This is a genomic window from Paenibacillus intestini (assembly GCF_030803945.1).
GTDB lineage: Bacteria > Bacillota > Bacilli > Paenibacillales > Paenibacillaceae > Paenibacillus > Paenibacillus polysaccharolyticus.
Genome location: NZ_JAURUN010000004.1, coordinates 67,890 through 80,028, shown reverse-complemented (window position 1 = coordinate 80,028; position 12,139 = coordinate 67,890). Strand labels below are relative to the sequence as shown.

Annotated in this window: 12 protein-coding genes; all 12 read left to right on the top strand. The window is 39.1% G+C overall.

Annotated elements, in window-relative coordinates; genetic code table 11:
* The first annotated feature begins 5 nt into the window (after positions 1 to 5).
* The 12 genes from J2T16_RS13695 (at position 6) to J2T16_RS13640 (ending at position 12,139) form a co-directional block, all read left to right on the top strand.
* A complete protein-coding gene (locus tag J2T16_RS13695) occupies positions 6 to 509 on the top strand; it encodes a flagellar protein FlgN (protein WP_090922934.1) in 504 nt (167 codons plus the stop codon).
* 18 nt (positions 510 to 527) lie between these two features.
* Entirely contained in the window at positions 528 to 2,084 is a 1,557-nt protein-coding gene (gene flgK / locus J2T16_RS13690) for a flagellar hook-associated protein FlgK (RefSeq protein ID WP_090922936.1), read from the top strand.
* 26 nt (positions 2,085 to 2,110) lie between these two features.
* On the top strand, positions 2,111 to 3,031 hold the full coding sequence (gene flgL / locus J2T16_RS13685; protein ID WP_499018512.1) for a flagellar hook-associated protein FlgL: 921 nt from the start codon (positions 2,111 to 2,113) through the stop codon (positions 3,029 to 3,031).
* Positions 3,032 to 3,046: 15 nt separating this feature from the next.
* Complete coding sequence (locus J2T16_RS13680; RefSeq protein WP_499018511.1) at positions 3,047 to 3,616, top strand: DUF6470 family protein; 570 nt, start codon at positions 3,047 to 3,049, stop codon at positions 3,614 to 3,616.
* A 58-nt stretch (positions 3,617 to 3,674) separates the two neighbouring features.
* A complete protein-coding gene (fliW, locus tag J2T16_RS13675) occupies positions 3,675 to 4,145 on the top strand; it encodes a flagellar assembly protein FliW (protein WP_499018614.1) in 471 nt (156 codons plus the stop codon).
* A gap of 1 nt (position 4,146) precedes the next feature.
* Positions 4,147 to 4,392 (top strand): carbon storage regulator CsrA, encoded by a 246-nt coding sequence (csrA, locus tag J2T16_RS13670; RefSeq protein WP_499018510.1) that lies wholly within the window; start codon positions 4,147 to 4,149, stop codon positions 4,390 to 4,392.
* 144 nt (positions 4,393 to 4,536) lie between these two features.
* On the top strand, positions 4,537 to 5,442 hold the full coding sequence (hag, locus tag J2T16_RS13665; protein WP_499018509.1) for a flagellin Hag: 906 nt from the start codon (positions 4,537 to 4,539) through the stop codon (positions 5,440 to 5,442).
* Between the two features lie 151 nt (positions 5,443 to 5,593).
* Positions 5,594 to 7,483, top strand: coding sequence for a glycosyltransferase (locus J2T16_RS13660; RefSeq protein WP_499018508.1), 1,890 nt, complete (start codon positions 5,594 to 5,596; stop codon positions 7,481 to 7,483).
* Between the two features lie 14 nt (positions 7,484 to 7,497).
* The gene (rfbF, locus tag J2T16_RS13655; RefSeq protein ID WP_499018506.1) at positions 7,498 to 8,271 is read left to right on the top strand and encodes a glucose-1-phosphate cytidylyltransferase; all 774 of its coding nucleotides are present in this window, start codon (positions 7,498 to 7,500) and stop codon (positions 8,269 to 8,271) included.
* On the top strand, positions 8,256 to 9,332 hold the full coding sequence (gene rfbG, locus J2T16_RS13650) for a CDP-glucose 4,6-dehydratase (RefSeq protein ID WP_499018505.1): 1,077 nt from the start codon (positions 8,256 to 8,258) through the stop codon (positions 9,330 to 9,332). The genes rfbF and rfbG overlap by 16 nt, the downstream gene beginning before the upstream one ends.
* Positions 9,333 to 9,351: 19 nt before the next feature.
* Positions 9,352 to 11,127, top strand: coding sequence for a thiamine pyrophosphate-binding protein (locus tag J2T16_RS13645; protein WP_499018504.1), 1,776 nt, complete (start codon positions 9,352 to 9,354; stop codon positions 11,125 to 11,127).
* Positions 11,108 to 12,139 (top strand): N-acetylneuraminate synthase family protein, encoded by a 1,032-nt coding sequence (locus J2T16_RS13640; protein ID WP_499018503.1) that lies wholly within the window; start codon positions 11,108 to 11,110, stop codon positions 12,137 to 12,139. Before J2T16_RS13645 ends, J2T16_RS13640 begins: the two co-directional genes overlap by 20 nt.

Here is a 12,139-nt window from a genome sequence, read left to right as displayed (position 1 = left end):
AGGTAATGGCAGCACTGGACAGATTAATTGCAGTTTTAGAGCAGATGGAGCAAAGTCACCGTGATATGCTGGAGCTAAGTCAAGTTAAACGAGAAGTTATCGTCAAAAATGATGTAGACCAGCTTATTGCTATCATGAATAAGGAATCCAAGTTTATGAAACAGCAGGAGCCGCTTGAAACAGAACGACTACATGCTGTTCATGAACTACTTCAGGAGCGTGGCATCAAGTCGATGCTGAACCTGAATATTACCGAGATTTCCAAGCTGATCTTTGATCCGGCTGACAAACAGCGATTGTTTGAAGTTCAGAAGAGGCTGGCGGGAACATTACAAGAATTGAAAGAGATTAATCAACTCAATCAAAAGCTGATCGAGCAATCATTAATGTTTATTGATTTATCTATGGACATGTTTGCTTCGAGACCTGAACAGGATGCAACTTATCAGCATCCTGCTGATAAACACGGCAATCCAGGGCGAATCGGTCTGTTCGACACGCGTGCCTGATTAATAGGGGGAAACCAGGTGACATCTACATTTCATTCAATCGAAACGGCTAAACGCAGTTTGTTCACACAGACGGCCGCTCTTAGCACAACAGGCCATAACGTAGCCAACGCCAACACGGAAGGATACTCACGTCAGAAGGTGAACATGCAGGCTTCCATTCCTATGGAGCCGTTTGCATTTTTGCACAGCACAGCACCAGGACAACTCGGAACAGGAGTAGAGTTCGACTCGATCACACGTGTTCGCGAGAAGTTTCTGGATGACCAGTATCGAAACGAAAATACCAACTTCGGGAGTTGGTCGATTCAGCGAGATACACTGGAAAAACTCGAGGCGATTGTAAATGAGCCATCGGACACGGGTTTCCGGACGGTTATGGATAATTTCTATAAATCCTGGTCCGATCTGAGTAAAAACCCGGAAGACGTTACGGCTCGACGGATTGTTAAAGAGACGACACTGGCTCTTACAGACGCGATGAACCAGATTAGTCGCCAATTGGACGCTCTAAGTCAGGATTTGGACAGCAATATTGCGGTCAAGAGTAATGAAATCCAAGGTTATCTGGGTAATATTGCGAACCTTAACAGTGCAATTGTAAAGGTAGAGTCCCTAGGGGATAATGCAAACGACCTACGTGACCAACGTGACTTAATGGCAGACAAACTGTCCAAAATTATGAATATTACCGTCACGGATTCGCCACAGGGTTATCAGGTTCAAATGAATGGACAAGAGCTTGTGACTGGCGGAGTGGTACAAACAGTGGTAGATTCAGCGTTTTTGAATAACGCGTATACAGCTGGTACGCTCACCAACGGTGAGGTTCATGGCATGATCAAATCCAGAGATACGCTGGTGAGTGACTACCGTAAACAAATGGATGAGCTAGCGAATACGTTAGCTAACGGGGATATCGAGATCACAATACCTGCAGGTTCTGTACTACCTGATAATACCGTTCTGAATAATGTTACATACACAGGAGCGACACGAACATTGGCTAGTGATCTGAAGGTCACTGTCAAAGGTTTAAACGGATTGCATCAACTTGGGTATAGTCTGGATGGTACGAACAATGGAGGATTACCTTTCTTTACTGCGGCTGGAGGTGGAACCGCAATTACAGCCGGGAATATCTCCTTGAATGCCGCCATAGTGGCTGATCCAAACAAGATTGCAACTTCACTTCGAACAACAACGAATGCATCTGGAACAGAAACGATAATCAAAGGGAATAATACACTGGCTAATCTGATGGCTAATCTTAAAGACACGCCGATGAAATCAGCTGACGGTTTGCGTAACGCAACAATTGGGGCTCAATTTAGCGCCATAGTAGGTCAACTCGGTGTACAGTCTCAGGAAGCAGCTCGCCAAACATCGAATTCGGAATTTTTGGTCGAACAGGTCAACACGAGACGCCAATCGGTCAGTGGAGTATCGCTGGATGAAGAGATGTCGAATATGATTAAATTCCAGCATGCATACAGTGCTTCAGCACGCTTTATGACGGCATATGACCAATTATTAGAGAAATTAATTAATTCCACAGGTACAGTAGGCAGATAAACATAGAGAGGAGTGAGTAAATTAAAATGAGAGTTACCAATAACATGTTGAGTTCACAGTTGATTCTTAACCTGAACCGCAATGCACAGCAAATGAACACTACTCAAACTCAATTGGCAACAGGACGTAAAATTAACAAGCCATCCGATGATCCGGTTGGTATTACTTATTCTCTCCGGTACCGTGCGGAACTATCATCCAATGAGCAGTATCAGAAAAATGTAGACAGTGCGATATCTTGGCTGGACTTCAATGATACCGTTATGGATCAGGCAGGTAGTGTGGTACAGCGTTTGAGAGAATTGACAGTTCAAGCGGCAACGGGAACGAATCCACAGTCGGCTTTGGACGGCATCAATCAAGAAGTCAAACAACTGAAAGCACAGCTCATAGATATTTCAAATAGCACATTGAATGGGAAGTATGTTTTTAACGGTGAAACCTATGACGTTAAGCCGTACGATTTCCCTACAAGTGCGGATGGATCATTTGACACATCTGGCGCTGCTTCAGTTCTTACTGATACAGGCAAGATTAATTTTATTGTCGGTGAAGCTGTTCAACTCCCGATCAATGTCACGGGCAATGAGGTATTTGGAAACGCAGCTGAGGCAGATAACCTGTTTGTAATCTTTAATACCATTAGTCAGGCTCTGGCTAGTGGAGATCAGAAGGAATTGTCTAATCAACTAAACAATATTGATACGCGGACCAATAAAATGCTTTCTATTCGAGCTGAAATTGGTGCAAAAACAAATCGTATAGAACTGATGCAAGGTAGATTGAGTGATCTTGAAGTGAATTTGTCCGATCTACAGTCCAAGGTTGAGGATGCGGATTATGCTGAATTGTCCATCAAATCTAAAATCCAGGAGAATATTTACAACGCTTCTCTATCTACAGGAGCGAAAATCATATCCCAATCTTTGGTTGACTTTCTGAGATAAAGGGGAGATCCTCTTGTGAGTATTATTCCAATGCTGCAAATCCAGACAACGCCTACAGTACTTCATATAGATGCGGACATGGGGCAGTATTCCATCCGGCAACCGAAAGCAGATGTAGAGCTCCATACGAAGCCTGGGAAGTTAACGATACAAAGCCATCCGATAGATCTTAATATCGATCAGTCCAAGGCCTTCTCGGCCTATCATGGAGGGAATATGATTGATATGAATGCCCGGATCTATTCAGGCATTCAGCAGATTTTTCTGCAAAATATGGCCGAGCGTGTACAGCAAGGAAATGAACTGGCGGCAATTCATAAGCCGGGTAATACGATTGCCAACATTGTCGGGATGAACTGGCAAGCCAAACCTTTTCCAGAGACACGTACCCCGGCATCTATGGATAATGTGAGCATTCGTGTTAACACGAGAGCGCCTGACGTTCGTTTTGAAGCAGGAGAATCGGAAATGAATGTCACCGTGAACAAACCTGAGATCGAGTATCAACGCGGGAAACTGGATATCTATGTACAACAATATGCTTCCATACAGTATATCCCGCCTTCAATAGATATCGGATTATAAGTTATACTATAGAGCTATAGACGGTTGTAAGCATCCGCTATAGCTTTTTTTATCTAAAATTATTATCGCCAGGGAGGCGTTTATCATTTTTATTGAGACAAGTACTTGGGGCAAGATTGAAGTCGATGAAGAGAGCATTTATCAATTTCCAAAAGGTTTGCCTGGTTTTGAAGATGAGACTGCGTTTGCGTTAATTCCTTGGGAGGAGACGCCTTTCAGCTACTTACAATCGGTGAAAGAAAAAGAACTTTCATTTTTGGTAGTGAGTCCATTTGAATTCAGGCAAGATTATAGTTTTGAACTCAGTAACGAAGATAAAGAAGAACTAGGAATTGAAGAAGAGGTTGCTGTATTCTCGATCGTTACGATTCATTCGGAGATTACTAAATCAACAATGAATTTGTTGGCTCCAGTAGTTATCAACCCCGTAAAGAGAGTAGGGAAGCAGGTTGTCCTCCTGCAATCGGATTATATGACCAGACATCTCATCTGGACCGAAGAATTAACACTGACGAAGGGGGGAGCCTGATATGTTAGTATTATCGCGAAAAAAGGGTGAGTCAATCATTATTCAGGATAATATCGAAGTAACCGTTCTTGCAGTGGAAGGAGATATAGTACGAATCGGTATATCTGCTCCCAAACAGATTGATATCTTTCGAAAAGAGGTATATGCATCGATTCAGGAAGCAAACCGGGAATCAGCTACACCAGATGCTCCCAGCGTTGCAGCTTTTATGGAGTTACTGCAAGGAATAGAGAACAAAAAAAAATAAAAAAATTCCAATTTACTATAAACAGTTGATCTCTTCCTGTCGATATATTGTTTAGACGTTGCTTCGGCAGGGCGGCCGACCTTAATGTCGCGGCGTTTACCACATGGATGTGGAACTAACTTATTTTCAGGGAGGAAATTTCTAATGATTATCAATCACAATATCGCTGCAATGAACACACACCGTCAACTGGGTGCAAACACAGCAAACACAAACAAAGCAATAGAAAAATTGTCTTCCGGTCTGCGTATCAACCGTGCTGGTGACGATGCCGCAGGTTTGGCAATCTCCGAAAAAATGCGTGGTCAAATCCGCGGTTTGGATATGGCTACTAAAAATGCTCAAGACAGCATTTCCTTGATCCAAACGGCTGAGGGTGCATTGAATGAAACTCACTCCATCCTGCAACGTATGCGTGAGTTGGCAGTTCAATCTTCCAACGATACAAATACAAACAAAGACCGCGAAGCACTTCAAAACGAAGTTGATGAGTTGGCAAAAGAGATCACTCGTATCTCCAACACAACTGAATTTAACACGAAAAAATTATTGGATGGTTCCGCAAGCACAGGATCTGGTGTTACTTCCCCAGCTACTGCAGCTAACTTGACTTTCCACATTGGTGCAAATGCAGACCAAAATATCTCTCTGACTATCAAAGCGATGGATGCTAAAACATTAGCAGTAAGTGGAGCGGCTACAACCAATGCTGCTGCAAGTGGAGCTGCTGCTGCTGTTACTAACGATGGTATTGGTATCTCTACTCAAGCATCTGCAAATGCTGCAATTACAACAATTAACACTGCGATTGAAACAGTTTCTTCCGAGCGTGCTAAATTGGGTGCTTATCAAAACCGTTTAGAGCACACAATCAACAACTTGGGAACGACTTCCGAGAATTTGTCTGCAGCTGAATCCCGTATTCGTGATGTAGACATGGCGAAAGAAATGATGAACCAAACGAAAAATAATATTTTGGCTCAAGCTTCCCAAGCTATGTTGGCTCAAGCAAACCAACAACCGCAAGCTGTGTTACAATTGCTTCGTTAATTTTAATAGTTTTAAATTTAAGCTGCCAGAATCATATGGCAGCTTTTTTTATTGGTAGAACTTTCATGTTATTTAGATCCTATTTTGACTAACAAAAGGCATTACATTTTCCGACATATAATATAAGACTATTAGAGATGAGAGGACACCTATGAGCAAAACAGTATCGTTATGTATGATTGTCAAAAATGAGGAGCAAGTACTCAATCGTTGTTTGGACAGCGTCAAGGATCTCGTGGATGAAATTATTATAGTAGATACAGGATCAACCGATAACACTCTACAAATTGCTCGTAAATATACAGATAAAATTTATTTCTTTGAATGGATAGATGACTTTTCGGCTGCAAGAAATGAATCACTTAAATATGCAACTTCTGACTATATATTAGTATTAGATGCTGATGAATATCTGGAAGTTAAGGGAGATATGCAAAAAGAATTAGAAACTAATCATGATTATTATTTGCTGAAAATCAGGAATGAAATATCTCTAGGTAGGAACTTTACTTTCACAGCAATTAGATTATTTAAGAATGATATTTCTTTAAAATATGAGAATAGATTGCATGAACATTTAACTATTCTTAATGGGACTAGAGAATATACAATGGGCGAATCAGAATGTGCAATTAGTCATGATGGCTATACTGATGATAGAATGCTTGACAAAGATAAGCAAAAGCGAAACCTACCTTTAATGGAACTTGAAGTAGAAGAAAATCCTACAGCCTATAATCTATACAATATGGGGAAAACCTATTTCGGAATGCAAGAGTATGATAAAGCTGTAGAGTTTTTTAAAAAAGCATATCCATTAAGTAGAGACAGGCTCTTCCTTCCAGAGTTGCTGACAAAACTGGCTTACGCGTTGGCAGAAAATAATAACAAAGAGGATGCATTGGCGATACTTACTGATGCAGTGGTATTATTTCAGAAAGAAACTGAGATGAGATTTATTTTAGGAATGATATACCACAAATTTGAATACTACCGTGAAGCTGAAAGGTGCTTTATTGAATGCATAGAACTCGGCGATCAAGGTTCACTTGTAACCGAGGGTAGTGGCGGCTATATGGCCCACATGAGATTATCTGAACTTTATGCGGAGATTGGCCAATTAGAAAGCAGTCTTAGAGAAGTTGAAGTGGTACTAGAGTTAAAGAAGAACTTCACTCCAGCCATCCAACAATATTTAAATTTAATGGCTAGGTTGAATAAGAGTCTAGAGGAAACTGAGAAGGGAATTCATCAGTACTATTCATTAAAAAGTGTAGATGATCTACAAAAATTATTAGATATCATGTATGGTAGTAGGATCCCTTTATTAGAATATTATCTTACAACTTATAATATACAAGTACAGCCTAATGTACTGGCTACTTCTAAAATTTATGCTAAGAAGTATATGGAAGCTGATTTGCTCTGGGGTGAGATAGTAGATATAGAAAGTGAAAATGCACAGGATTTATTACTTCTTTCATTTCTTCTGAAGAACACTTCCCATTTAACCATTATTAAGAATAAATTGAATCTAAGTAATAAGGAAAAGCGTACTTTAGAAAGATTAATTAATGTTGATAATGATAGATATGTATTAACCTCTTTTTTGGAAGAACTATTAATAGAAGTTTGTCGTCAAATGGTTATTTTACAGGAGTTTGAGCATTTTCAGATACTCGTGGAAAAGTTAATTAAGGCTGAACCAAATATACAGCTTAAGATATGCAAGGTTTTAAGTGATTATGGTTTCGATGAACTTGCTATTGATATGTTGATTGATACCATGAAACAGAAGCCTAATAGCATTGAAGTCCTTTGTCTATTAGGTGATTTGTGTCTACGTAATAATTATTTGGAAGATGCGCAGTTACTATATTCAAAACTACTCAATTTGGGTTCAGAATATAGTTATTTTGAAAGAAGTAGGAGATATTTAGAAAAAGTTAATGATTTGGTTAGTCTGGAGACTTTGGAAAGGGAGATTTCTCAACGCTTTCCTTTCGCTGACGTAATAAAAATTAACAATTCTAATGGTTAGGAGAGTGCGAAGGGATGAAAGTGGTGATTTTAGCTGGAGGGTACGGTACGAGGATAAGTGAAGAATCTATATTCAGACCTAAACCGATGGTTGAAATTGGTGAATATCCTATTCTCCATCACATTATGAAATGTTATTCATCTTATGGTTTTCACGATTTTATAATCTGCTGTGGTTACAAAGCCAACATAATAAAAGAGTATTTTGCGAATTATTTTTTGCATACTTCAGATGTTACATTTGATTTTCGTGAAGGCGGAGAAATGGAAATTCATTCAAATAAGGCTGAGCCTTGGCGTGTCACAGTTGTTGATACTGGCCTAGACACGCAGACTGCCGGGAGAATAAAGAAGATCGAGAAGTTTATTGGCTCGGAGCCTTTTTTGTTAACCTATGGTGATGGACTTGCAGATGTAAATATACCAGAGTTAATTAAATTTCATCGAAATAGTCAATCGATTGTAACTTTGACTGCTGTTCAACCATCAGGCAGATTCGGAGCTATAGATATTGAGGAAGGGAATATGATTAGCTCTTTTAAAGAGAAACCAAAAGGTGATGTTGGTTGGGTCAACGGTGGTTTTTTTGTATGTGAACCTAAAATTTTTGAATATATTGATGGTGACTCCACTATATGGGAAAGAGAGCCTCTCGAGAAAATAGCAGAGATAGGTAAATTAGCTGCATATAGACATCACGGTTTTTGGAGTCCTATGGATACAGTTAGAGACAAAGCTTATATGGAGTCACTTTGGAAAAATGGTGATGCTCCTTGGAAGGTTTGGTGAGTTCAATCGAACATCGTTCATTTTGGAAAGGGAAAAATGTCCTTGTCACAGGACATACTGGTTTTAAAGGTGCATGGTTGTCAAGTATATTGTTGAATGCTGGAGCTAACGTAACTGGTTATTCACTAGAGGCATCAGAAAAGAATAATATATATAATCTTATTGGAATCTCAAAAAATGTAGATTCATATTTCGGGGATATACGAGACATGCAACGTCTTCAAATGACCTTTAATGAATCAAAACCTGATATTATTTTTCACCTAGCTGCTCAGCCTATAGTAAGGGAATCATATATGGATCCGGTATCTACATTTGATATTAATATAATGGGTACTGTAAATTTGTTGGAATGTGTAAGAAAAAGCAAATCTGTTCGTTCTTTTGTGAATATTACAACAGACAAGGTATATGAAAATCAAGAATCCTTATGGGGATATAGAGAAAATGACCGTCTATGTGGACATGACCCATATTCAAATAGTAAGTCTTGTAGTGAGTTAGTTACATTTAGTTATAAAAATTCCTATTTTATAGATGATGATACAGCAGCTGTTTCAACTGCCCGTTCTGGTAATGTTATTGGTGGAGGAGACTTCTCTAAAGATAGAATTATTCCTGACTGTGTAAGAGCTGTTCAGAACAACAAAACTATTCATATCAGAAACCCTTACTCTGTTAGACCTTATCAACACGTGTTAGATTGTCTTGCAGGTTACGTATTACTAGCACAAAAACAATATGAAGATAAGTTGAAATATGAGGGAAGCTACAATTTTGGGCCAGATAACAACGAAATTGTTAATACAAGTATGTTAGTTAGTAAGTTTTGTGAGGCGTGGGGAAACGGAATAGGTTGGGTATCTAATGCAATTGAAGGTCCTCATGAGACAGAGACTCTAAAATTGGACTGTTCGAAAGCTCATGCTGTATTGAATTGGAAACCCTTATTTAACACCGACCAGTCTGTGCATAAAACTGTGGAGTGGTACAAAGCTTTTGTCAACGGAGATAATTGCGATACAGTAACAATGAAACAAGTTAAAGAGTATTTTGTTTAATTAAGAGAGGGGAACTAAAGTGAAAATAAGAGTTGCCGATTATATAGCAAAAAAGTTGGTTGAGAATGGAATTACAAGCGTGTTTTCCGTAGTAGGGGGAGGAGCGATGCATCTAAATGATGCATTTGGAAGACATGAAGATATCAATTGTATATATAATCATCATGAACAAGGTTGTGCAATTGCTGCTGAAGGCTATGCTCGCATTCATAATAAAATGGCAGTTACATGTGTTACTACTGGACCAGGGGGGACAAATGCAATTACGGGAGTATTGTGTTCGTGGTTGGATTCAATCCCTATGTTAGTCATTTCAGGGCAGACAAGATATGCGACTACCGTTGAGAGTACCGGTCTTAACTTGAGACAATTTGGAGAGCAGGAGTTTAACATTGTTGATTCCGTGAGACCGATGACAAAGTATGCTGTAATGGTAAGTAACCCGAATGAAATTAGATATCATGTTGAAAAAGCTATTTATGAGGCTACTAGTGGCCGTAAAGGACCATGCTGGATTGATATTCCGCTGGATATCCAGGGTGCTATGATTGATGAATCAGAGTTAATAGGATTTACAGTTAGCGAAGAAAATAATTGCACAGATAGTGATATTGATTTTATCTTAGGCAAAATAGAAAAAGCTCAAGCGCCTGTGTTAATTTTGGGCTCTGCAGTTAGACAGTCTAGTTGCTTAGCTGAAATATACGAACTTGTATCTAAACTCAAGATTCCTGTCTTGTGCCCTACTAGTATTGCAGACATCTTCGAGAATTCATATCCATTGTACTTTGGTAACTTCGGTGTATTTGGTGGTAGAACGGGAAACTTTATTATTCAAAATGCTGATTTGGTCGTTTCATTAGGTGCAAGAATGTCATTCAAACAAACAGGGTTTAATTTTCCGGCATTTGCTCCAAAAGCCGAAAAAATTATAGTTGATATAGATGCCGAAGAACTTAAAAAGGATACGATAAAAATAGAGTATCCTATTCATGCAGATTTATCCGAGGTAGCTATTAAATTAAACAATTTGCTTCAGAGAGAACTTACGCCCAAAGATGCATGGTTAAAATACTGTGGAACTCTTAAAGAGAAGTTTATGCTGGCACCTGAGATTGTTGACCGTGGCTTAATTAATCCATATTTTTTAGCAACCGAACTGTTGGAAAAGGCGCCGGATGATAACATTACAGTTGTGGGTAACAGTTGCGCATGTGTATCTGTTCTGCAGATGGGTATTTCAAAAAGAGGACAGCGTCTTTTCGGGAGTGTAAACTGTGGTACTATGGGCTACGATATACCAGCTGCTATTGGTGCTGCGATTGCTTCAGGAAAAACAGTATTATGTGCTACTGGGGATGGTAGTTTCCAGATGAATATTCAAGAAATACAAACAATTATTCATAATAATTTACCTGTGAAATTTATTATTTTTAATAATTATGGATATCAGGCAATTGTGCAAACTCAGACTAATTTCTTTGGAGGGGCTCTGGCTGGTTGTACTAACGATAGTGGGATTAGTTTTCCAAGCTTTGAGAAGATCAGTTTTGCTTACGGAATGCCTTTCAAGAAAATATCAACGCATGAGGAAGTAAGTGATGGGTTGGACTGGTTGCTTGGGTTGGAATCATATGGACTTCTGGAAGTCATTCAGGACACACAGCAGCCAATTGAACCAAAAGTAATGAGTAAAAAATTACCGGATGGGAGTATGTACTCTCCACCAATTGATGACCTATCTCCATTTTTATCTGAAGAGGAGTATTTAAATTATGGTAAATTTCTCAATTGAAAATCTTAAAATTGGCGAGACACATCAGCCTCTAGTTATTCCTGAAATGGGAATTAACCACAATGGAAATCTCGATGTTGCCTTTGAGATCGTAGATGCTGCTCATAGAGCAGGGGCGAAAATATTAAAGCATCAAACTCATATTATTGAAGATGAAATGAGCAGTGAGGCCAAAAACGTAATCCCTGGGAATTCGGAGAAGTCAATATATGAAGTTATGAAAGAGTGTGCCTTAGACGAGGGCGAAGAACGGGAGTTGATGCAGTATGTTCAATCTAAAGGGATGGTATTTTTAAGTACTCCGTTCAGTAGAGCAGCAGCTCTGAGGTTAGAAAAGTTTGGCGTGTCCGCTTTTAAAATTGGTTCTGGAGAAATGAATAATTATCCTTTAATTGAGTTAATTTCGAAAATGCAACGCCCTATGATTATATCAACAGGAATGAATAACATGGATTCAATAAAACGGACTGTTGAAATACTTACTCGAAATGATTGTAAATTTGCTTTACTTCATACCACTAATTTGTATCCAACACCTGCTAAGTTTGTTCGGCTGGGCGCCATGACCCAATTGAGAGAATTTGGTGTACCTTTTGGTTTATCCGATCATACTACAAATAACAATGCCTGCATTGCTGCTATGGCATTAGGAGCTTCAGTAGTAGAAAGACACTTTACTGACACAATGGATCGAACAGGAAACGATATTATATGTTCAATGGATGAAAATGAGCTGAAAAAGCTATTAGATGCTTCTAAAGAAGTGTTTCAGATGCGTGGTGGTGAAAAAGTTGCTTTAGCCGAGGAACAAGTGACTATTGATTTTGCCTTTGCAACTGTAGTATCTATTGCCAATATTGCTGCTGGCCAAGCGTTCACGAGTGAGAATGTATGGGTTAAACGACCAGGAACTGGTGAAATTAAAGCTATTGATTACGAGAATCTTATTGGAAAAATAGCCAAAGTTGATATTAAAGCAGACACGCATATTTCTTGGAGAATGGTAGAATAA

Bases quoted from the DNA above. Each gene is read 5' to 3' on its own strand.
- J2T16_RS13695 (WP_090922934.1), top strand. From the start codon at position 6: ATGGCAGCACTGGACAGATTAATTGCAGTTTTAGAGCAGATGGAGCAA.
- J2T16_RS13660 (WP_499018508.1), top strand. From the start codon at position 5,594: ATGAGCAAAACAGTATCGTTATGTATGATTGTCAAAAATGAGGAGCAA.
- flgL (WP_499018512.1), top strand. From the start codon at position 2,111: ATGAGAGTTACCAATAACATGTTGAGTTCACAGTTGATTCTTAACCTG.
- rfbF (WP_499018506.1), top strand. From the start codon at position 7,498: ATGAAAGTGGTGATTTTAGCTGGAGGGTACGGTACGAGGATAAGTGAA.
- J2T16_RS13640 (WP_499018503.1), top strand. From the start codon at position 11,108: ATGGTAAATTTCTCAATTGAAAATCTTAAAATTGGCGAGACACATCAG.
- csrA (WP_499018510.1), top strand. From the start codon at position 4,147: ATGTTAGTATTATCGCGAAAAAAGGGTGAGTCAATCATTATTCAGGAT.
- hag (WP_499018509.1), top strand. From the start codon at position 4,537: ATGATTATCAATCACAATATCGCTGCAATGAACACACACCGTCAACTG.